14 protein-coding genes and 3 tRNA genes are annotated in these 22,278 nt (G+C 60.4%); 9 read left to right on the top strand and 8 right to left on the bottom strand.

Translation table 11 applies throughout. The features are described from left to right. Positions 1-112 precede the first annotated feature (112 nt). Positions 113-1,450, top strand: coding sequence for a coiled-coil domain-containing protein (locus FYJ63_RS03010; RefSeq protein WP_277027636.1), 1,338 nt, complete (start codon positions 113-115; stop codon positions 1,448-1,450). A 175-nt stretch (positions 1,451-1,625) separates the two neighbouring features. On the opposite strand, the gene FYJ63_RS03005 is transcribed toward FYJ63_RS03010, so the two are convergent. Continuing rightward, complete coding sequence (locus tag FYJ63_RS03005) at positions 1,626-2,405, bottom strand: alpha/beta fold hydrolase (protein ID WP_277027634.1); 780 nt, start codon at positions 2,403-2,405, stop codon at positions 1,626-1,628. Between the two features lie 55 nt (positions 2,406-2,460). On the opposite strand from FYJ63_RS03005, the gene FYJ63_RS03000 reads away from it, so the two are divergent. The 4 genes from FYJ63_RS03000 to glgX all read left to right on the top strand — a co-directional run bounded on the left by FYJ63_RS03000 (position 2,461) and on the right by glgX (position 7,994). Further along, on the top strand, positions 2,461-3,717 hold the full coding sequence (locus tag FYJ63_RS03000; protein WP_154543641.1) for an N-acetylglucosamine-6-phosphate deacetylase: 1,257 nt from the start codon (positions 2,461-2,463) through the stop codon (positions 3,715-3,717). A gap of 159 nt (positions 3,718-3,876) precedes the next feature. Then, positions 3,877-4,167, top strand: coding sequence for an ATP/GTP-binding protein (locus tag FYJ63_RS02995; RefSeq protein ID WP_277027629.1), 291 nt, complete (start codon positions 3,877-3,879; stop codon positions 4,165-4,167). A gap of 21 nt (positions 4,168-4,188) precedes the next feature. Next, positions 4,189-5,298, top strand: coding sequence for a tRNA 2-thiouridine(34) synthase MnmA (gene mnmA, locus FYJ63_RS02990; protein WP_338106800.1), 1,110 nt, complete (start codon positions 4,189-4,191; stop codon positions 5,296-5,298). A 194-nt stretch (positions 5,299-5,492) separates the two neighbouring features. After that, positions 5,493-7,994 carry a glycogen debranching protein GlgX gene (glgX, locus tag FYJ63_RS02985; RefSeq protein WP_154543639.1) on the top strand — a complete coding sequence of 834 codons (2,502 nt, stop codon included), beginning with the start codon at positions 5,493-5,495 and terminating at the stop codon, positions 7,992-7,994. A 23-nt stretch (positions 7,995-8,017) separates the two neighbouring features. Here the strand turns inward: glgX and FYJ63_RS02980 are convergent, their stop codons facing one another. Continuing rightward, complete coding sequence (locus FYJ63_RS02980) at positions 8,018-8,314, bottom strand: isocitrate dehydrogenase (RefSeq protein ID WP_154543637.1); 297 nt, start codon at positions 8,312-8,314, stop codon at positions 8,018-8,020. Further along, positions 8,315-9,454 carry a tryptophan--tRNA ligase gene (gene trpS, locus FYJ63_RS02975; protein ID WP_420846013.1) on the bottom strand — a complete coding sequence of 380 codons (1,140 nt, stop codon included), beginning with the start codon at positions 9,452-9,454 and terminating at the stop codon, positions 8,315-8,317. A 171-nt stretch (positions 9,455-9,625) separates the two neighbouring features. Here trpS and FYJ63_RS02970 point away from each other — a divergent pair, with 171 nt between their 5' ends. After that, positions 9,626-11,161, top strand: coding sequence for a cell wall-binding repeat-containing protein (locus tag FYJ63_RS02970; protein ID WP_154543635.1), 1,536 nt, complete (start codon positions 9,626-9,628; stop codon positions 11,159-11,161). A gap of 311 nt (positions 11,162-11,472) precedes the next feature. On the opposite strand, the gene rpmG is transcribed toward FYJ63_RS02970, so the two are convergent. The 3 genes from rpmG to FYJ63_RS02955 form a co-directional block, all read right to left on the bottom strand. Further along, complete coding sequence (rpmG, locus tag FYJ63_RS02965) at positions 11,473-11,643, bottom strand: 50S ribosomal protein L33 (RefSeq protein WP_277028089.1); 171 nt, start codon at positions 11,641-11,643, stop codon at positions 11,473-11,475. Positions 11,644-11,692: 49 nt separating this feature from the next. Then, a tRNA-Met gene (locus FYJ63_RS02960) sits at positions 11,693-11,766 on the bottom strand. A gap of 33 nt (positions 11,767-11,799) precedes the next feature. Next, positions 11,800-11,872 (bottom strand) — tRNA-Thr (locus FYJ63_RS02955). A gap of 122 nt (positions 11,873-11,994) precedes the next feature. Between FYJ63_RS02955 and FYJ63_RS02950 the strand changes: the two genes are divergently transcribed. The 3 genes from FYJ63_RS02950 (at position 11,995) to FYJ63_RS02940 (ending at position 13,882) form a co-directional block, all read left to right on the top strand. After that, positions 11,995-12,693 (top strand): vitamin K epoxide reductase family protein, encoded by a 699-nt coding sequence (locus tag FYJ63_RS02950; protein WP_154543633.1) that lies wholly within the window; start codon positions 11,995-11,997, stop codon positions 12,691-12,693. Between the two features lie 158 nt (positions 12,694-12,851). Then, positions 12,852-13,517: a hypothetical protein gene (locus FYJ63_RS02945; RefSeq protein ID WP_154543631.1), complete on the top strand. Its 666-nt coding sequence runs from the start codon at positions 12,852-12,854 to the stop codon at positions 13,515-13,517. A gap of 283 nt (positions 13,518-13,800) precedes the next feature. Beyond that, a tRNA-Leu gene (locus FYJ63_RS02940) sits at positions 13,801-13,882 on the top strand. Between the two features lie 375 nt (positions 13,883-14,257). Here the strand turns inward: FYJ63_RS02940 and FYJ63_RS02935 are convergent. Both FYJ63_RS02935 and FYJ63_RS02930 read right to left on the bottom strand, forming a co-directional pair. Next, positions 14,258-17,248: a sulfide/dihydroorotate dehydrogenase-like FAD/NAD-binding protein gene (locus tag FYJ63_RS02935; protein WP_154543629.1), complete on the bottom strand. Its 2,991-nt coding sequence runs from the start codon at positions 17,246-17,248 to the stop codon at positions 14,258-14,260. A 20-nt stretch (positions 17,249-17,268) separates the two neighbouring features. Further along, the gene (locus tag FYJ63_RS02930) at positions 17,269-22,272 is read right to left on the bottom strand and encodes a 2-oxoacid:acceptor oxidoreductase family protein (protein ID WP_154543627.1); all 5,004 of its coding nucleotides are present in this window, start codon (positions 22,270-22,272) and stop codon (positions 17,269-17,271) included. Positions 22,273-22,278: the final 6 nt, after the last annotated feature.

Below are 22,278 nucleotides of genomic sequence, written 5' to 3'. Positions count from 1 at the left end.
AGTAGCGTAAAAGGCGTACCGTGCAGTTTTTACGGTATAGACTTATCTAGCAGATATACTATTTGGGCGGGGCAGGTGGCCCTTATCAAAAGTCTTTTAGGAGGACTTGGAAGTGACCGAAGAGCAGACAGATTTTCCAATCGTGATGCGTGGGTACGACCGCGTACAGGTTGACCTGCAGATTCAGACTTTGATGACCGCTTTGGCGGAGGCGCGTCGGGAGGTGGAAACCCTTGATGCCCGCAATGCGACTTTGGCCGGCGATTTGTCCGAGGCCCAGAAGCGTTTGCGGGACACCGACAAGTCCAGCTACACCGGTCTTGGTGAGCGCATCGAGCAGTTGCTGCGTTCAGCTGAGGAACAGTCCACGACTGTCATCAACAAGGCGAACGCCGATGCGGAGGCTTTGTTGGAGCGCACTCGTTCCAACACCGAGCGCTTGACGCAACGCGCCGAGGCGGAAGCCGCTTCGATGCTGTCCGAGGCGCGCCGTGAGGCCGAAGAGCGCACGACCCAGGCCGAGGCTGAGGCGGAGACGGTTCTCACCAACGCCCAGCACCGCGCCGACGAGTTGGTGGCCGCTGCCGAGCGTGAGGCCGCGTCCCTGCGCGCAGAGGTGAACACCCAGGTCAACGACTTGCGCGCGACTGCTGACCGCGAAACCGAACTCCAGCGTGCCCAGGCCGAGAAGGATTACGTCGAGGCCCGTGTCAAGGCGGAACAGGAAACCACCCAGTTGCGCAATGATGCTGCGACCGAGATTCAGGAGTTGCGCGAGGCGGCGACCGCCGAGGCGACCCAGGTTCGCGAGCAGGCCCAGCAGATGGCTGAGAAGTTGCTTGCGGAGACCCGCGCTCAGGCCGACGAGATTACTTCCAAGGCCCGCAAAGAGGCCGAAACCATCAAGGCCGAGTCCGACAAGGCTCGCCAGGACGCCGAGACCGAGATTGCTTCGGCTCGCGCCGCGGCTCGCGAGGCCGATGCCCAGGCTCACGAGCAGGCTCGTTCTGAAACTTCAGCGATGGTTGCCACCGCGAAGTCCCAGGTGGCTGACGCGGAGAAGCACTTGGGCGAGACCTTGCAGCGTGCCGAGCGCCTGTTGACCGACACTGACGCCGTGGTGCGCCGTCGTCAAGAGGATGCCCGCCGGACCGCCGAGGCCACGATCGCCGCGGCCGAGGTTGAAGCCCAGCAGTTGCGCGAATCCGCTCGCGCCGAGGCTCAGGCGGAACGCGCCGCAGCGCAGCGCACGGTCGAGAAGTTGGAGCGTCAGCGTGAATCCGTGGCGGCCTACCTCGATGAGATGCGTGGCTTGCTCGGTTCCAAGGCGGCTGCGGCCATTGCCGGTTTGAACCCGATTGATGACACCGAGGATGAGACTCGCGAGCCGGTGGAACTGCCGGACGGCGATGTTGATGCCTACGCTTTGCCGGAAGGTGAAGGTAAGTAAACCGCGATTTGCCGGTCGCAACCTCGCGACCTAATCGCAATCCAAGCTATTCTCCTAACACCCCCATAGTTTTGGCGGTCTGGTTTTCCAGGCCGCCAAAACTGCATTTAGCAGTGCGGTCGCGGATTTGTCGGCAGCGTGCAGCGCATGAGCCGACAAGTCCCCGACCGTCGCGCTACATACACTGCGGGTAAAGGGTCATCAAGTGGCGCGACACCGCGCCGGGATTCTCGATCGGAACGAGATGGGAAGTTTGATGAACCTCCACCACCTCGGTTCCGGCGGCCTGGGCCATTGCCACGGAGGCCTCCGCAGGAGACACATTGTCCGAGTCCCCCCGCATCACGAGCACGGGCTTGTTGAACTCCGTCAACAAATGCAGCCGATCCGGACGCGCCGCCATCGCGCGCTGCGCCCAACTCAGCCCCGCGTCGCTGGCATCCTTAGACCACTCGACAGCCTGGGCCACGACCTCGGGGCGAGCCCGCCGCGTCGAGTCTGTGAACATGGCCTCTACCTGGGGGGTTAGGAGTTCTTCGCGGCGCCCTGCCAGCATCGTCACGAGGTTCTCAAAGCGTCCCGCCTTGGCGTCCACCGAGTCCGCATCGGCGCGGGTCCCGATCATCCCGAGCCCCGCCACCAAGTCCGGATGCCGCTCGAGCAGGGCCAAAGCCACGTAACCGCCCATGGAGTTTCCGACCGGCACAATCCGTTCCACCCCGAACTTCCCGAGCCCCGCCACAATCTCGTCAGCAAAGGCATCCAGGGACGGCGTGTCCACGGAAGGCTCGGATTCCCCGAAGCCGGGAGCGTCCACCAAAAGAATCGGCACCCCCGCCAGTCGGTCCACTGTGGGAAGCCACATCCGGTGGTCAAAGGGGTACGCATGCAGCAAGAGCAGAGCCGGACCGATAGGGCCGGGGATAATGTCGCGGGCAATAAGATTAATTCTCACGTTTCTATCTTAGCTTTTAGACCCTGAAAGGTAACAAAAATGCGATAATGCAGACATGAGTGAAGCTTTTGCAGTGCGTGGACAAGTTGTTACCCCCAATTCCATCTTGATCGATGGTGCCGTTGTGGTCAAAGATGACCGTTTAGCTTGGATTGGGGAATCTTCCGCGGCGCAAGGGGCTGGCTTCGGAGCGGAGGTGGCGGCTGCTGACTCCCCTACCGATGGCCGTTATATTATCCCCGGCCTGGTTGATGTCCACTGTCACGGCGGCGGCGGGCAGTCCTTCCCCGACGCAGCGACTGCTGACGACGCGATGGTGGCCGTGTGGGAGCACCGGCTCCACGGGACAACTTCGATTGTGACTTCGCTCGTCACCCAGTCTCCGGAGGCGTTGCGTCGCCAAGCGCAGATGCTTGCGGATTTGGCCGACGCTGGAGAGATTGCCGGAATCCACTTTGAAGGACCTTTTGTGGCTGAGGCTCACAAAGGCGCCCAGGATCCTCACTATATTCAAGCGCCGAATCCGGCCTTGATGAGGGAGTTGATGATTGTCACCCGCGGCCACACCGTCACGATGACGCTCGCTCCGGAGGGGAAGCGAGCCTTTGGTTCCGGTTCTGTGGCGGAGGTTTTGATTGAGAACGGGGCGTTGCCCTCTTATGGCCACACTGATTGCGATTCTGCCACCATGCGTGCGGCGGCGAGGTGGACCCGCGAAAAACTCGGGTTGACGCCGGAAGAAACCCGCCTCTCGCCGCGCTACACCATTACCCACTTGTTCAACGGAATGGAACCCTTCCACCACCGCAAGCCCGGCCCTGTCCTGGAGGCGATTGCTGACGCCGCTGGTGGCGGAGCCGTGCTGGAGCTGATCGGGGACGGGACACATGTCCACCCCGACGCGGTTCGCTCTGTTTATGAACTGGTGGGGCGCGATTCGATGGTTTTAGTAACCGATGCGATGGCGGCAGCGGGGATGGATGACGGCGACTATGTTCTCGGAGGTCAAGCCGTTATTGTGATGGATGGGAAGGCTTATCTTCGTGGGGAGGATGGGACTCCCGGGTCACTTGCCGGCGGGACGGCGCACCTGCTCGATGTGGTGCGGAATTCCTGGAAGAACAGCGGAATGTCGCTGGTTGACGCGGTGTATTGCGGGTCGATGCAGGGGGCGAAGATTCTCGGGAAGGAAGCCGAGATTGGGTCTCTGGAGGCCGGTAAACGCGCCGACCTCGTCGTTGCCGATGAGAATCTCTATCCTTTACAGGTCTTCCGGCGCGGGATTCAGATTGCGTCCGTTCCCGAGGCCTAGCCGCTCTTTTCTCTTAAATAGACCGTGCTCACGTCGCGTCGCACTAGTGCGTACCTATGATTGGCGCAGCCGGCGGGTCAGACCTCTCTGGCCTAATGAGGGAACGAATGTAGCCAGAAGGGTCTGACCCAAACGGCGTAGCGCGGCTAGAATAGAACCGTGCCAACGGGAAGAAAGGGAAGGCGCCAGCAGCCGCGCCAGGATTGGACGCCGCTAAACATGGAGCGGCTCGCGTCCCTGCCGCGCACGATCGAGCGCCGCGGGGTGAATTACCAGGTCGCGCACTTGTCCGGTTCCACAAAGTCCTACACTTGCCCGGGCTGTCACCACGAAATAGCCCCGGGAACTCCCCATATAGTGGCGTGGCCTTCCGATGACGGCTTCGCTCCTTTTGGGCTTGAGACTGGCCCAGCGGAACGGCGCCACTGGCACACCCGATGCTGGGACTGAAACTAGATTAGAATTGAGCCCGTGAAAAAACGGGTTTTGGTTGGACTTAGTGGCGGGGTGGACTCCGCGGTCGCCGCCGCGCGACTTATTGACGCTGGTTATGACGTGGAAGCCTTCTTTATGTGGCTGGAAGCCGACGCGCCCGAGACCGCCGCCGCGCTCGAAGATTCCCGCCAGGTCGCTGCCGTGCTCGGGATTGCCCCGGAAAAACACCATGTCTGGGACCTCAGCGCCGAGTTTGAGCGCGGAGTGATTGCGCCCTTTGTGGGAGCCTACGGAAAAGGACTCACCCCGAATCCCTGTGTGAGATGCAACCGAGTTTTCAAGTTTGGCTCAGTAGTGGAGCGCGCCCTTCGGGAAGGCTTCGATTTCGTCGCGACCGGCCATTATGCGCGAATCGAGCGCGACTCACCTCGGGGATTCCGGCTACGTCGCGGGGCTAGTTTCGAAAAAGATCAGAGTTATGTCCTCGCCGGAGCCCGCGCCGAGATGCTGGCTCACGCGCTTTTCCCCCTGTGGGACGTGACTTCCAAGGATGATACTCGCGCCGAGGCGACGCGCCGCGGGCTGCCGGTTGCCGCCAAGCGCGACTCTTTCGACATTTGTTTCATTCATGACGGGGACACCCGTGGGTTCCTGCGCGGGAGGCTCGGCGAGGAACCCGGGCCGATTCTTGATGAATCCGGCGCAGTAGTCGGCGAACACCTTGGTGCTTTCCTCTACACCGTCGGCCAGCGTCGCGGACTGCACTTGCCGCGCCCTCACGCGGATGGGGAGCCGCGCTATGTAACCGGCATTGATGTTGAGTCGAACACGGTTCGGGTGGGTCCGCTCGCGGATTTGTCGGTCGATACGATTCAGTGCGGGAAGGCTAACTGGCTGGTTGCGCCGGAGTTCGGGCGGAGTTTGTTGACGGATTCAACAAGGGATAGCCGAGAACTCACGGTGCAGTTTCGGGCGCACGGGCGGCCCTTGCCTGCGAGTTTCGAGGTGGACAGCGAAGATTGCCTCACCGTGAGATTCGATCCGGAGGTTTCCTCCGAGATTCGCGGTGTCGCCGCTGGTCAGTCCTTGGTGGTTTACCGCGGCGATTGGGTCATCGCCCAAGCCGAAATCCGCGCCGCTTCCTGACCCACCCCGCCACCTTGCGGACACTATCTTGAAGGGAAGTTAGTGTCCGGAAGAGGGTCTGGTGGGGAATTAAGCAAGGTAAGGCTTATCCAAATCCGCGGGCCGCCCGAATCGCGTAAACCGGAAGTTCCCCGCCACCACGGGCATCCCCCCGAAGCCAAACAAAACCGTCAAATCCCTGTTATCCTCCCGTTATGACCAAGAAACCGCAGCCGGAAGAGGGCCCAACTTTCACCCCGACTGAGGATTTCGCCCCCGAACCTAAACTCGATCCACATCGTCTCGGCGCGCACCTTACTGATTCCGGAGTCGCCTTCTCCGTCTACGCGCGCCAAGCGACCGCCGTCGAACTGTGCCTTCTCTCCCCCCAAGACGACCCCGACGATCCGGACGGAGTCCTCTACGAAGAGCGCCGCATCCGACTCCTCGGTCCATTCCGCGGTATCTGGCACGGCAATATCCCGGGGATTCGCCCCGGCCAGATTTACGGCTACCGCTGTTACGGGCCGTGGGATCCGAACGCGGGGCTGTTCTATAACCCCCAGAAGATTCTCCTTGACCCCTATGCCAAGGCCATCACGAAGTCCCCGCGCCTCACTCCGCGACTCTATGCCCACCAGGTCAACGACAAGCTCGAGCCCGCCACCCGTGAACTGAAACTTGACCCGCTCGATTCGCTTCCCGACGCCGCCCTCGGTGTCGTCGTCAACACCCAGTCTTTTCCCGTCTCTGACAAGCCGCGAAGGTCCTGGCGCGACACGGTTATCTACGAGGCGCATGTGAAGGGTCTCACCAGGACGCTGCCCGGGATTCCGCCGGATCTGCAAGGAACCTACGCCGGCCTGGCCAATCCAGTCACCATCCAATATCTGAAGGATCTCGGCGTAACCGCGATCGAACTCCTCCCCATTCATGCCAAGTTCTCCGAACCCTTCCTCCAGGACAACGGGCGGACGAATTATTGGGGTTACTCCACGCTGTCTTACTTCGCACCGGAACCCTCTTACGCCACCGAGTACGCCCAGCGGCAAGGCCCCCAAGCGGTTCTCGACGAGGTGCGCGGGATGGTTTCACTCCTTCATCAAGCCGGCATCGAAGTGTTCTTGGACGTGGTCTACAATCACACGGCCGAAGGCGGGACTCACGGGACTTCCGTGTCGCTGCGCGGGCTTGACCCCCAGCGCTACTACGTGTGGGATCACGGCTCTCCCAACCGGATGGTTGACTATACGGGCTGCGGAAATACCGTGGATTTCACTTCCAACGAGGCAGTGGGGCTGATGCTCGATTCGCTGCGGTATTGGGCCGGTGAGGTCGGGATTGATGGGTTCCGTTTCGATCTCGGGGTCACTATTGGGCGAAACCGCGAGCAATTTGCGGTGCGGCACCCCTCCTTTGTCGGGATGGCAACCGATCCGATTTTGGCCGGTTGCAAGCTGATTGCTGAACCGTGGGATATGGGTCCGAATGGTTGGCAAACTGGCAATTTCCCGTCCCCCTTTGCTGACTGGAACGACCGCTACCGCGACGCAATCCGCGGATTTTGGCTTACTGACGGAGCCGCCCAGGTCCACGGCCGCCACGCCCACGGCCCCCACGAACTCGCGACCCGCATCTCCGGATCGGCGGATTTCTACAGTTCAATCGTGCCTGAACTCAACCGCGGACCGGGAGCGTCCATCAACTTTATTGCCGCCCACGACGGGTTTACCCTTGCTGACCTCGTAACTTACAACCACAAACACAACGAAGCCAATGGGGAGAACAACCACGACGGGACGAATAACAACAACTCGTGGAATCACGAATATGAGGGGCACGTCCTGCGCGGGTTGCAGTATTCCGACGACCCGAAGGTTCTCGAGGAAGTAGTTTCGATTGCGCCGCTGCGGCTTCGAAACCTGAGGAATATGTGGGGGACCCTCGCGATTTCGGCGGGAACTCCGATGTTTTTGGCCGGCGATGAGTTTGGGAACTCCCAGGAAGGCAACAACAATGCCTACTGCGTCGATGCGCCGCTGAGCTGGCTCGATTGGCGGTGGCTGCCGTGGCAAAAGGCCCTGCACGAGACGGTGCAGTACTTATTGCGGTTGCGGGCCGACCATCCGGTGATGCGACCGGATTCTTTTGCGTCAGGGATGCCGGTTCAGGGCGATAAACTCGCGGATTTGTCGTGGTATGACCGCACGGGAGCTGCCTTGACTCCGGGGGCGTGGCACGATCCGCGAAACCGCGTGGTGCAGATGTTGCGCTCAGGGGCGCCGTGGGGGGACGTGGACTTACTGGTCATGATTAACGGGACCATGGATCAAGTCGAGGTCAACCCCCCGCCGGCGCGCTCGCGGGTTTTCCGGCTCGTGTGGGACTCGACCTGGCCTAATCCGACGAATCGCTCGGAGGAATCTCCGGATTCTCTCGGGGTTCCCGGCTATGACCTGCCGTTTAGCGCGCTCACTAAGGGGGAAAAGCCTCCGGCTGAGGCGGTGGACCGGCTCGCTGCGGAAGTGGGGGTGACTCCCGGTTCGGGGTTGCGGCTCGCCGAGGTTATCTCGGAGCTTCCCGTGACGGTTCGCGGGATGACTTCGAAGATGGAGGCCATGTCGATGCGAATTTTCTTCGCCGAGGTTCCCGAGAATCCTTCCGGAAACGCGAAGATTGACCTGTTGAATGTGTTGAAGCGGGTTCAAGGCGAGTAATGCCGGCTTGCTGAACAGGGCATTTATTGGCCGAGAGGTTTGTCGGAAGCCTTGGGCGGAGTTTCGGGATAGGCAATGAGTTCGCCGGCGGCGCTTTCGCGGGTCGTGAACTCGCCGGCGCGGAAGTTCTCCTCCCCGACCTCGTAGGCCCATTGCAGGAGCATATCGGTAGTCTCGGCAAGGAGCGCCGAGCGTGTCTCCTCCGAGACATGCGCAGAATCGTTTTCCAGGTTGATAATCCACAAAGCACGCTCTACCATGCGGTTTGCCACCGCCTGGGCGTGGTCGTGGCGTTTGATTTGCTGGTTTTTCTGATCCATCTACAATCCGTAATCCATCCCCATGGCGTGCTTCATCTGGCGCAAGGTGTCGGCGCCGAGATCCGCAATCTTCTCGTTTCCCTCCTTGAGGACACTCCACAGGTAACCTTCGTCTTCCATAAGCTCCGCGCGGCGATCCCGATGCGGAGCCAGGTGGTCGTTCAGGGCTTCGGTCACGAGCTTCTTCAAAGCTCCGCCGCCGCCATCACCAATCCGCTCAGCCAGGACCTCCGGAGCCTCACCGGTACACAGCGAAGCAATCAGCAAGAGGTTGGCCACTTCCGGGCGCGATACGGGATCATAGGTGATTACCCGATCTGAATCAGTAACGGCTTTCTTGATAATCGCTGCGGTCTCATCCGCAGTCGCTTTGAGCTCTACTGTATTGTGGCGCGATTTTGACATTTTCTGGCCATCAGTGCCAAGAATAATCGCCCCACCACTGCTTAGAAGCGCTTGAGCCATCGGGAGAACTCCGCGCGAATCCTTGACCTTGCTGCCTGCCGCATCGCGTTCCGGATAGCGCTTGTTGAATCGTTTCGCCACCACGCGCGTCTGTTCCAGGTGCGGGAGCTGGTCGCGACCCACCGGCACGAGATTCGCTCGCGCACAAAGAATATCGGCCGCTTGATGAACGGGATAGGTCAACAAGAGCCCGCTCATGGATTGTTTCGAAGCCTCGAGTTCCGCCTTCACCGTGGGGTTGCGGTGGAGTTCCGCCTCGGTGACGAGCGATAGGAAAATGACGAGCATCTCGTGGATGGCCGGAACCTGGGAGTGGCAAAAAATCGTGGAGCGGGTCGGGTCAATGCCGGCGGCGAGATAGTCTGCGACGAGGTTCAAGACGTATTCGCGGACGTTGCCGATGTTTTCCCGATCGGTGATGACCTGGTAGTCAGCAATGAGGACGGCCGTGTCGATGCCCTTGTTCTGAAGTTCTACGCGAGTCTTAAGCGTTCCGAAATAGTGGCCGATGTGGAGGAATCCGGTCGGGCGGTCGCCGGTCAAGATACGATAGCGGCTCACGTCTCCGGAGTTGATATCCTCCCAAATGCGTTCGGAAGACTCACGGGCAGCGACCAGGGTGGCGCGTTCCTCGGATTCGGTTTGGTTGACGTTTTCTGTGTTTTCTTCACTCACGGTTAACAGTCTAACGCAGCACAGCGAACCCAAAATGTAAGAACCAGAATCCCGATTACATATAAGGGGTGGAAAGCGTTTCGCGTAAACAGGCCCTCAACCCTAGCGCTCCATTCCACAACACACTAGGATGGGCTAAGACCTCATCCCCTACTGAAAAGGATTATCAACATGAGGAAATCATTTTTGACCCTAGGGGCAGCAATTGCCGCCCTGTCCCTCGTGGCTCCGGCCACGGCTATGGCTGCTGATGCCGACCGTTACGCCGGACCGAACCGCTTTGAAACCGCTATCGCGGTCGCGAGCGCATTTGGCACTGCTGACGTGGTCTACCTGGCCCGTGGCGACCAGCAGGTCGACGCCGTTTCCGGCGGTAGGCTCCAGACTGGTCCGGTTTTACTCGTGAACGAAGATGCCGCGGTACAGGCTCTCGTGAAATCCAAGATTGCCGATCTCAAGGCCACCAAGGTGGTTGTGCTCGGTGGTGAAGGTGCCGTGAGCGAAGCTGCTGCCAAGGCAGTTGCCGGCGATGCCACCGTCTCCCGTTTGGCTGGTGCGAACCGTTTCGGAACCGCTGTCGCAATCTCTAAGTCGTTGCACCCGTCTGACGGTGACGGCACCGAGGTTTACCTCGCCAATGGCTTGACCCTGGTTGATGCCCTCGTCGGTGGTCAGATTAAGGGCAAAGCCCCGATTCTCTTGACCAACGGATCCGGCGCTCTTCCGAAGGAAACCGCTGATGAGATTAAGCGCCTAGCTCCCGCTAAGGTTACCGCGCTCGGTGGCGAGGGCGCCGTGTTGCCCTCCGAGTTGACCGAGGCCGCGAAGCTCGGCAAGACCCCGACCGCTAACGCTGAGACCAAGGCGAGGGCTGACCTGGTGAAGGCTTCCCGTGAGGCTCACATGGCGGTTGAAGGCTGGTACACGGTTTCCGGCAAGACGCTGGACGAGTTCCTGGCTTCTAAGGCTGCGACTCTGGCGCCTCTGGCGCCTCTGGCTGCTAGTGCAGATCAGACCGCGAAGGACGACTACGCTAAGGCGAAAGCCGCTCTCGCACTCACTTTCCCCAAGGTGTTGCCCACGGATGTGAAGACTGACGAGGATACCGAGGCTATCTTCGGCGTGGATGGCGCAGCTGCTGTCGGCACCGCCAAAGCCGCGACCAATGCCGCAACTGACAAGACGGATGCCAAGACCTACAAGGGTCTCCAGGCTATTGATAAAGCCATCCAGGCCGATACCGGAGCCACCAACACGGCAAAGGGTCAGTCCGCTGATGCTCTGATCGCCGCCAATAAGGCCATCACCGACGCTGACGCTGCGGTCGCTGCTGGTCCGACCAAGGAACAGATCGCCAAGTACGAGACTGGTGCGGCTGAGAACCGCATAGCTGGCAACAACCGCTTCGAGACCGCAGCCGCGATTGCTGCCGTGGCTTACCCGAATGGAACCGGTGCTGCCATGGTTTACGCCGCTAACGGCTCTGCTTTCGCGGACGCCTCCGTGGCGGGTTACCTCGACAACAAGGCTGAACTCGCCGGTCCGGTTGTGCTCGTCGCACTCGACACCATCCCGGCCACCACCGATGCTTATGTCAAGGCTGCAAAAGCTGGGAACTCTGCGCTTGCTGGCAAGTTCAAGGCCCTGGGCGGAAACGGCGTGATTGCCGACTCTGTTGTTACCGGAATGCTTGATTTGCTCAAGTAGGCTCGCTGATTAGACTGTTTGGGCTGGGGTTCGCGCCCCAGCCCAAAGCAATTTAACCGTCTCATCTCCCCTTCTTAAGCAACTTCGAACATTTACCATCCGGTATGGCTTTCACTGCTCGAGATATACTCTCAGTTCACCACGATTCCGCTTTTCCGCTCGCCGTCTTAAAGGCTCAATTTTACCGGGGCAAATGTCCCAAGTTGCTTAATCTGCGCAAGATAAGTCGAAAGGAAAAGCGCCGACGCGGTAACGTCGGCGCTTTTCTATGTCTGAATACTCCACACTCGACTCTCGGCCGAGCCTCGAGTTTAGCGAGTTTCCTTATGAGAGGTAGACTTCCGGCAACGCGGGCAGTACTTGTTGAGCTCCAAACGATCCGGCGTGTTACGACGGTTCTTCTTCGTGATGTAGTTACGCTCTTTGCACACCGAGCACGCCAGAGTAATCTTCGGGCGGATGTCTTTCGATTTTGCAGCCACTGTTCTTTTCCTTTATTCCTAGCTTTTCCCGGGCATTCCCCCCGGTCCGTAGCGGGGGCGGGGTTCGAACCCGCGACCTCACGATTATGAGTCGTGCGCTCTCACCAACTGAGCTACCCCGCCGCAAAATTTTGACGGCCTGGAAACCGTCAAGCGAGCCCCGGCAGAGAATCGAACTCTGGACCTTCTCCTTACCATGGAGACGCTCTGCCGACTGAGCTACCGGGGCAACGACAGTCAAGTTTACCGAATTATTTCCGCCGTGACAAACTGAGACTGCAATCGCGGTTTTCTCTTGGAATCAAGCCGGTTAAACCCGTGGCAAAGACACTCGTGGGCTAGAATCGGGCTATGAAGAAAACCGCGGAAGAATCAGAAGAGTTACCTCCCACCTCTCTGTCTCGTCAGCGCGAAGTATCGCTGATTTCAGAAAACACCACTGACTCCACTCCCCCGCTGGAAACCCCGCTGGAAACCCCACTGAAAACCGTCGTCTTTTTGGTGACAGTTTCCCTGATCGCCCTAGCCGCGAGCGCGGAACTCGTCTTGTCCGAGCTGAAAACCCTCAAAGACCCTTCCGCCGCTCTCGGCTGCGACATCAACCCGCTTATCGGTTGTTCTTCCTCGCTCCTCCAGTGGCAGGCGCATCTCCTTTTCGGAATCCCAAACGCGCTGGTAGGTACGGCTCTCTTCGCCGGACTCGCCGGGGTTTTCCTCGGTTGGGTCGGTGGACGACTCCCCCGCTGGCTCCCGCTCACAATCGAGGCCGGCCTCACCGCCGCGCTCTTCCTCATCATTTTTTTCCTTCACCAGTCCGTAACCGTCTTCCGGACACTGTGCCCGTTCTGCATGATTGTCTGGGTCGCCACGATTGTCCTGTGGATTCACCTCGGGGCACTGCTTGCCCGCCTCGGGTGGCTGGATTTCCTACCCGCAGGTTTGCGCGGATTTTGGGTCTCCCAGCGGTGGCTTCTCACGGTCGCCGTCCTGCTACTGATAGTCTTGGTAATAGCCCTGACCATGTCAGATAAGCTGGCTTACCTGTTCTGACCAGTTTCGTCCTCGCAGAGCTACCCCACTAGCACACCGGCCACGCTGGGTTGCGGGGTCGCGCGGGGTCACACTTGGGCCACGCCGTGGCCACGCTTGGTCGCGAGGCCTTGCCGGAACTGCAGCTTACTGAACCACCTAAGAAGGAGGAGGCAAAGGTGACGCGCCAAACACCCACCGCCGAGGAACAAACCTTCTTGGACAAAATGCGCGCGCTACTATTGTCGCAGCCCGAGGATGCTGCGCTGACCTCCGACCAGTCCCACCGCATCCTTCGTTTTGCCCGCCACGCACTTCGCCCCACGCCCGCCCTCGCAGACCTCGCGGGACCCACAGTTCGAACCGGAGAGGTCTGCGATTGGCTCGGGGTTTCCCGCCAGGCAGTAGCCAAAGCCACGCGAGAGAAGCGGATTCTCGGGTTCCAGACCCCCGATAGAAAGTGGCACTATCCGCAGTGGCAGTTCGAGTCTCCGGAGCTCTACGCGGTCTGCGTGAAGGTGCTCCCGCAGGTGTTGGACGTGCTGGCCTCTCGGGGTTTGACCGGCCCCGACGCGGCGATGTGGTTTCTCACCAGCAGGGCTGGCGGGATGGGTGCGGCAGCGGTTGCGGCGACGGGTGTGGCAGCGGGCACATCGGCGGGCAAGTCAACGGGTGCTTCGGCGGGCAAGTCAGCGGGTGCTTCGTTCGGGACGAAGAAGCCGCTAAATGGCCTTCCCCCAATCGAGGCTTTGCGTCAAGCCGCGCAGTCTGGGAATCCGGCGGCGGCTTCACTCGCCGCCGCCGAGTTAATCGCTGTCGCGCGGACGCTTCCGCGAATCGGCTAACTCTTTTTAGGCAGAAATCCGGCTTCCCGATTGTTACCCCACCCTGGGCAACCACACCCCTGTCCCGAATAACCACAGTAGCATGAAAATTCATCAGGTAGGATTATTAAAACACCAGTTCAAAGCGATTTGATACGTTTTATGCTACATTACTGGGGCGTTAATGTGGTCATTCAGGACACCCCTGTGGTTATTCAGGACAGGCATTCCCTGTGAAAACACCTCCTGGACTCGTCCACTGGTTTTGAGCGTCCGAGTCTTTCCCCTAAAATGGTCTGGAATCGCGCGAGTGGCGGAATTGGTAGACGCGCTAGATTTAGGTTCTAGTGTCTTACGACGTAGGGGTTCAAGTCCCCTCTCGCGCACAACGACGCAGGCCGAGGAAATGCCGAGCTTGCTCGAGCATTTCCGAGGTCAAGGAAGCGGCGCGCAATACGCTAGTGTTACAAGCACCGCGATGAAGGTCAAGCGCAATGCCGAGCAAGACCTGAGCATTGCCGATGGCCTTGTGAAACGGCGCGCAGCTTTGCGAAGCAAAGTTGCGCGCACAGGGGTCAGACCCTTCTGGCTCCACACGGCGCAAGCGCCGTGAGAGGTGTTCCGCCTGAAAAACTCCGTTTTTCCGGGCGGCTCCACACTATTACGCGCTGGCTAATGCTTCGCTGCCAGCGCGCGCTGAGAGGTCTGATCCCGTGGCTCCGCGGAAATCTGACTCCGTGGCTCTGGTCGGCGGTTACGGTTCAAGCGCTTCGCGAGTTCGCCGCGCGCATCGCCGCCGCTTCCTGGGGACGGAACTGATTAAATCTAGGCAAGAACTTGTCCCAATCGATACAGTGTCCATCAATCTCCGGCCCATCCACACAGGCGTGTTTCCGCACCATCTTCCCGGTTGACGGGTCAATGAACGGCACCATGCACGCCCCGCACATCCCCGTAGCGTCCACCATAATCGAGTTGATCGAAGCGGCAGTCGGAACGCCATACTGCTTCGTCAACAACGACACGAACTTCATCATGATCGGCGGGCCCAGAGTCGTGACCTCCACAATCTTTCGACCGTCTTCGCGCCCATCCCGAAGCATCGATTCCAGCGGAACGGTGACAGTCCCGTGGACCCCGAAAGACCCGTCATCGGAAGCCAGCACGACATCCAACAAATCTGGATACTGCCGCCGCAAAACATCGACGCGCTCCGAAGAAGTCCCGTCAACGTCCCCGTCCGGATCGGCCCAGAACAGCAAATCTCGATTCCGCGCCCCGCAAATCAACGTCACGTGGTTCCCAAGTTCCAAATGCGCCCGCACAATCGGGAAAGCCGGAGCGAGCCCGACCCCGCCGGCCACAAAGCACACGGTCTCGGTCGTGGGATTAAAGCGCTCCATCTTGGAAGCCATCCCGAGAGGCCCGGCAATCCCGTAAAACGCCTCGCCGACCTCCATCGCATTCAAGTGAATCGAGGAGACCCCGACCGACTGGGTGACAATCGTGATCCAGCCCTCTTCGCGGTCAAAATCGGCCACGGTCAAAGGAATGAGCTCACCCTTCTCGTGGGTCATGAACCTGGCAAACTGTCCGGCGAGAGTCGCGCGCGCCACCATCGGGGCGTGGAGTTTCATCTCCCAAGTCCGCTCTGACAGTTGGCGTTTTTCCAAGATCTTGAAAGGCGCCGCGGCCTCCCGAGTGTAGGCCAAGGCCCGCCCCACCCAGTCGCGCACCTCGTCGGGATCCAAAGTGGGCATGTCCTCCCACATTTGGTGAGCCGCCGCCTGGCCGTCACCGGCAGCCTTAATCGCCGTCGACCCGCCGCGCGCCGCGTCCCCGCCGGAGTAAATCCCCGTAAGGTTCGTGGCCTGGGTCGGAACCCCGTCCTCGAAACCTGCCGTCGGCGTCATCGTGACACCGGTCGCCTCCACTCCGGTCGAAGCAATCGGTGTGACCTCGGCGTTACTGTGGGAAACCGGCGCATCCGGATTCTCGACCCGCGCATTCGACCCGGCAATCCGCCCGTCCGGCAGCCCATTCGGGTTCGCCTCCTTACCGACCTTGATCGCGCCCCAATCCTGAACCGCGAGGTCCGGCTGGGAGTCCCGAATAATCGGGTTCGACCCGTTACCGAGTGCCATGATGACGAGGTCCGCGGCCATCTCGACCTGTTCGCCGGTTCGTTCAGGGCGGCGCCTCCCGGAAGCGTCGGGTTCACCAAGTTGCATCACGTCAACCGCGGCGCGAGTCACGTGATGGGGGTCTCCCCCGCGAGACTCGTCCCCTCCAAAGAACTCGGCCGGAGAGCGCAGCTCCGCGACCACGATGCCCTCTTCCAAGGCGTGGTGGAGTTCTTCGACGCGCGCCGGCATCTCGGCCTTCGTCCGGCGATAAACAATCGTGACCTTCCCGCCGAGACGTTTCGCGGTCCGAGCCGCATCCATCGCCGTGTTTCCGCCACCGATGACGAGGACTTCCTTGCCGGCGGTCTCGGGCAGGGGCGTGTCGTATTCATCAAGGTTGCCGTGCATGAGATTCACGCGAGTCAGGAACTCATTCGCGCTCAAAACCCCGTTCAAATGCTCCCCGGGAACATTCATGAACTTCGGGAGCCCCGCGCCGGTACCGACGAAAATCCGCCAGAATCCCGCGGCTTTCAAATCGTCCAAAGTCGCGGTTTTCCCGACAATAAAGTTCGTCACGAACCGCCCGCCCAGGGCCTCAATCTTATCCACGACGTCATCAACGAGCTCGTTAGGAAGCCGGAACTCGGGGATGCCGTATTTCAAAACGCCACCGAGAGTGTGGAAAGCCTCGAAAACCGTCACCGGAAAACCCTGGTTCGCGAGCAAGAACGCATTAATGAGCCCCGCGGGACCCGAGCCCACAATCGCAATCGGCGGCTTATTCGCCGCCACCCACGGGTCGGGACGCCCCTGGTAGCGCGACATGATCTCGTCTCGACCGTTGACGAGCTTGTCCCTTTGAGGCAAGAACCACTCGAGTTGACCAATTTCGATGGGCCGAGCCTTGTGGACACACACACCTTGGCACTGCAACTCTTGGGGACACACCCGCCCGGTCACATTCGGCAAGGGATTGGAGAACTCCACGATGCGTAACGCCTCATCAAATTTTCCTTCCGCAATAGCCTGCATGACTTCGGGAATGTGAATCTGAACCGGACAGCCCCCGACCTTCTTGCCTTTCAGGAGCTCCCCGAGTTCACAGGGCCGGTCCGCGCAATGTTTGTCGCGCACGGCCTCGAGCCAGACAAAGAGATCCACCTCGCGCTGGGAATAGCCCTGGGTCAAATAGCCCAGATACCCCTGGGTGACGAGGTCGAAGTCATGGACGCGCTGGTTCGCCGGCCGAACATAGGGCGGAATGTGGTTTCCCGCCGGCCAGTTCTCGGAAAGACCGGCGAACATCGGGTAGCGGTCGCGAAGGTGCGTGTCGATCGCCTTGATGAAGACACGTTTTTTCGGGAGGGGCAAATCCCACACGAACCGCATCATGACCTGGCCGACCGCATCATCGCGAAGCAGCAAATCCCAAATCTTCCAGGTGAGTTCCGCCGGAATCTCACCGGCGTCGAAGGCGGCGCGAAGCTGGGCCAAGCCCTCGGCAACAAACATGGATTGGAACATTCGCGGATTGGCCTGGAACCGGCGCTGCAGCACCTGCATTTCGACGGCCTGTCCGATGGCATCACTTCTTGAAGTTTTTGTGGCTTCCAAAGTTGGCATTGTTACTCCTTTCAAAGCCCCTAGAGAATAATCTCCGCGTCACAGTTCGCAATGACCTTCTTAATCCGAGCGCGAAGTTCCGGCGTGACTTCCACGGACTCGATAGAACCGGGGATAAGCCGCGCCACCGGAGTCGGCACTCCATTGATGACCTCTGTAGAAGCCTCGAAATACTCGGGAATCTCCTGGTAACAGGTCTTGCAGTCCGTACACTTGACGATGGTTGCGGGGTCGTAGATAAACGGCGCCCCGCCATCCCCGCCAGCGTCACCCGAGCCGGCCGCACCGGCCCCCGCGGCCCCGGCCGCTCCGCTCGCCCCAGCCGCGCCGCCGCCGACTCCGCCGATAAACGGCAGCGGTACATCGGTCGAGCCGGTAGCCGCAACCTCGGCCATGGCCTGGGCAATCAGGTCCAGGGTCTCTTCCTTTTCGGCCTCGGCGGCTTTGAGCTTGTCCGCAAAGTCCTTTTCGAGTTCACCATTGGCTTTACGCAGGTCTTTCAAGTCTTGACCTGAGAGGTACTGGAGGAATGTCCAGTACTGTTTGCACTGGTTGGTGAGTTTCACCATCTCCGGAGAGACCCGTACCTTCACCAAGGCGCCGCCGCGACCCGCGGCGTAGATAAACGGGGTGGAACCCGCGCGCGCCTCCGGCGGCATTTCAATAAAGTCCGCCAGCGGAGTCGGGTTCGTGGCATCCTCGGCGAGTTTCCCGAAATGCTTCTTGAACCGCAGCTCGGAGTAAGCAAAATCGGCCGGAGTGTAAGGCAAATCCATGAGTTTGGTCTTGCCTTCCTCGTCTTTATAGCTCAGCTTGTAGTGCGACCACAGTTTCTTCGGATCCGGATTCCCGTCCAGCATGAACCGGTCGGTGAACTCCGCGTTCGCCGGCTCATGGACATAGAGCGGGGAGATGCGGGACTTCACGGCGAGACGCGACTGTTCCGCGGCTTGGTCATCCCCGATACCGTGCTCGGGCTGGCAAGGCGTATAGACATCGATCACCGCCGGGAAATCCGTCTGGCTCAAAGCGTGGGACACGTTCTTCAAGAAATGCCCTTGGTAGGAAGTCGAGGTGGAAACCACCAAAACATTCGGGTGCATGGCCGCGAGCAGCCCCAGTTCTTTGCGTTGCTCGGACTTGCCTTTTTGGAAGGTGCCGTAGCGCGACAGGTCGGAATCTTGGCCTTCGAGCGAGGCCGTGGAGGCCTGGCCACCCGTGTTGGAGTAGGCGCCGGTGTTCAAAACCAGCATCTTGATCGGGGTTCCCGAAGCCAGCACGCGGCTCATCGCCCCGAAACCGATATCGTAGGCCGCGCCGTCTCCGGAGATACTCATTACTGCCGGCAACAGCGCGAGTTCCTCGTCGGTAAACTTCTTCCACTCCGGGGCATCGCTCGGGATTTTCGCCGGATCCGTGGCTCCGTCCAAGATAGCCCGCGCTTGACGCAGCGCCAACACATCGGTGGAGAGATCCGCCGCCAAGCCCTCGAAAATGCCTTTGGCCAAGGGCTGAGCGTCTTGGAACAGGCCGTTGACCCACGGTTCTTGATAGGGGTTGAACGGCGCCGTAGAGGCGTAAACCGAGGAGCAACCGGTGGAGTTCGCGACCACGGTTCCCGCCGGTCCGCGCCCGCCGCCGGGCCCCTCGTAGCGGTAGAGGCGCCGATCCAGGCGCTCCATTGCTGACTTCGCAATCGCGGCCAACTCGGAAGACTCGTCCAGGGTCTTCAACTTGTCTTTCAACCCACCAACGAGCTCCTCGAGTTCGGCGCGGTGTCCGGCGACCCGCCCGTGGTTAATCTCGTTGGCCAGAGCCATCGTTTGCCGAATCGCCGTGACCTCACCGCAGCCCTTGCAGGCGCCGTGACCGCCGATGGTGGCATAGTAGTTGTCGCGGTTCAAGAAAATCCGCTTCATGTCCACGCTCGGCCCGCTGTTCGGGTCGGAGAACTCCTTCGGTGAATTCGGTAGCTTCGTCAAGAAGGCGAAACGCGTTTGGGCGTCCTCCAAAACGGCAGCATCTTGATCCGTAGCAATCAGCGCGTTCGGGCCACAAACCGCCACACATTCGAGACATCCGGTACACTTCCACGGGTCGATGGTGGCGCTGAACAAGACGCCCGTGCCGGCGGCCTGTTTCTCGGTCGAATCGAAGAAGGGACGGGTGCGGGAAACCGGATAAGTGCCCAAAACACCCGCTACCGCCTCCACGGCGCCGCCCTCTAACCCGACTGTGCCCGCGGCCTCGCGGAACACGTCGGCCATCGCGGGACGCTGTTTGGTTGCCAACAGTGCGGCGCGCATTGCGTCAGCCACCGAACGAGCCGCGGCCGACACCGGAGCCCCCGCGTCTCCGGCCTCCTTTGCGGCCGTGTTCAAAAGGGTTTCGATCGTGAAGACCGTGTTCGGAATCGCGCCGTCTGGGCAAACCAGGGCACACTCCATACAGCCGGTGCAAAGGCTCGCGTCAAAGACGGGCATCTCGCGGCGGAACATGCCTTTATCCTTGGCCGCCGATGAGGCGGGCGGAATGAAGTAGCCTGCGCCCGGGTAAACCGGTGATTCCCCAATCGTGCCTTCCGCAAAGGGTTCGGCCACCACCTTGTTGAAGTAGTGACGGTCGAACAAACCGTTCGTGAGCGCACAGCCGTTCGAGCCGCGCTGGCACATCTGGGCGGAAAGCACTGGCAGGAAGCACTTGCCGGAGTTGTTTTCTTCTGGATCTGGAAGGTTCTCCCACTCGATCCTCACGGCGTGGGAAGCCCCGTCGCGGACGACCTCCATGTTTGCGTCCACAATCTTCTTGCCCTTAGCGCCGAACTTGTGGTCAATCTGTTCGTGGATCTTCGCGAGCATGTCCTCTTCGGAGGCTCCCGAAGCAATCCGGTCTACCTTGGTCGCAATCGCGCCGATGAAAGCCACGCCCATCATGCGGGTCTGGAGGCCCGGGTCGGGAGCGTGTTCCTTCGCGACGGCGAAAGCGTCGAGAATAAAGAGGTTGATGCGCTTCTCGCGGATGGTTTTCCGAGCCTTGGCCGGCAGCGTTGCCCACAGTTTCTCCGGACTTTCGGAGGACTGGAGGATAAACGTGCCGCCCTCGGCGAGACCCTTTAGTGGGTTCGTGTGGGAGAACACCATGTGGTCTGGGGAGACGACGATTTCGACGTCCTCGAGCTCGGCGTTCGTGATCTTGATGGGCTCCGGAGACAACGTTATGTAGTAGTTCGTCGCCGCGCCGGACTTCTCCGAGCCGTACTTCGGGGCGGCCTTGGAATGCAGATGCAGCATTTCGGCGAGAATGTCGGTGAGCAACTTGCCCGTCGCAATCGTCCCGTAGCCACCCACCGAGTGGAAGCGAATCCGCATGGTTTCCGGCGGGAGAAGATCTTTCGGGTTCTCCTCCAAGTGGAGCGCCATCTTGGTGGTTTCCGGATAGGCCTCACGGAGCCGGTCTTGGAGCTCCTTTTGAGCCCCCGTTGCTGACTCGTCAAAGAACGTCGAGCCGATATAGAACTCGGGGGCGAGGTCTTTCGCCGCCATCGCCTTCGCAGTAGCGATGAGGTGGCGGGGCTGGACATCGTGGCCGCCGAGACCGAAGAAGCCGGTGGAGAGAATCGGGAGTTCTCCGGTTTTTAGCGGGGGAATATCGGGATAGCGGGCGGGACGATCATGTTTCGCGGCCGCCGCGTTTTGTCCGGCCTTCACCAAGGCGGCCTCCACGAATTTCACGAGAGCAGCCTGGTCGGAGCGCTCCAACACCGTGACGTGTTTCGCCCCCTTGAGAGCCGCCACGACTTCGGCCTCCGGGAAGGGCTGGAGGAGCATGACCTGGACGAGGCCGACTTTGAGACCTTGGGCGCGCAGGTGCGGGAGGACCGCGCGGACATCTTCACAGATAGAACCCATGCCGACGAAGATGAAGTCGGCGTCGTCCGTGTCGAAGCACTTGATGGGGGCAAGATCGCGACCGGTCAGCGCGTTGTATTCCTTCATGGCTTGGCGAACCAGGCGCGGCACGTCAGCCAAGAAGTGGGTGCGGTGGTCGGCCACGCCGGCTTGGAAGTCCGGCTGGTTTTGGACCGGACCGGTCAGCCCGGGATTGTTGACATCCACGAGGCTCGGGATGAGTTGGCGGGTGCCACGGACGGGTGCGTTGACGTATTGGCGTCGCCACGCGGGAATCAGGTCGCTAGGGAGTTGGGGCGCGATGGATTCATCAAACACCCAGCCCGCGATGTCTTTCTCGATATCATCCGCCCGAGTTTCGAGGACGGTGACGATGGCATCGCGGGAGGCCTCGGCGAGTTCGGATTCGTGAGCCGTGAGGTATTGGCGGAACTGGAAAACCCGCCCCTTGGCGCCAAACAGGATTTCTTGGGCAGTCGTCGGGGAGGGAATGTAGCCCTCGGGGTCGCCGAGATACTCGCGGACGAGTTCCGCTTCGGGAAGGCGCGCTTCGCTCATCATGTGGGAGGTCGCGAAACCATCCATGCAGTTCGCCACGGGAATCAGCGATAGAGACGAGGCGCGGTAGGACACGAGCGCGAGATCCGCGGCCTCCTCCGGATTAGCCCCGAAAAGAATCGTGTAGCCGGCGGGAAGCAGGGAATAGACATCGTCGTGACCACCCATGACGTTTAGGGAATGGCGCGACACCACGCGAGCCGCGACCTGTAGGACGAAACCGCCGATGCGCTTGCCGACCGTAACGAAGTGAGACTCCAGACCGTAGAGGATGCCCTGGGAGCTTGAGGCATTGGAGATGAATTTCCCGCCGGTCAGGGCCGCGCCCATCGCACCGGATTGAGCCGAGTGTTCGCCTTCGGGTTCAAAGAAGAAGGGGTGGCGACCCCAGACGTTTCTTTGGCCCTGAGCCAAGCTCATCTGAAAGGTTTCGGAGATTTCCGTCGAGGGCGTGATGGGGTAGCCGATAACACCCCCGCACACCTGGTTCATCACTCGCGCCACCGCGCCGTTTCCGTTGATTACTTCGGTTTTACCTGGGTATTTCGGTTCACTCATTAAGCT

Source organism: Mobiluncus porci, assembly GCF_009695935.1.
In the GTDB taxonomy this organism is placed as follows: domain Bacteria; phylum Actinomycetota; class Actinomycetes; order Actinomycetales; family Actinomycetaceae; genus Mobiluncus; species Mobiluncus porci.
This window is presented reverse-complemented; position numbering and strand designations above follow the sequence as displayed.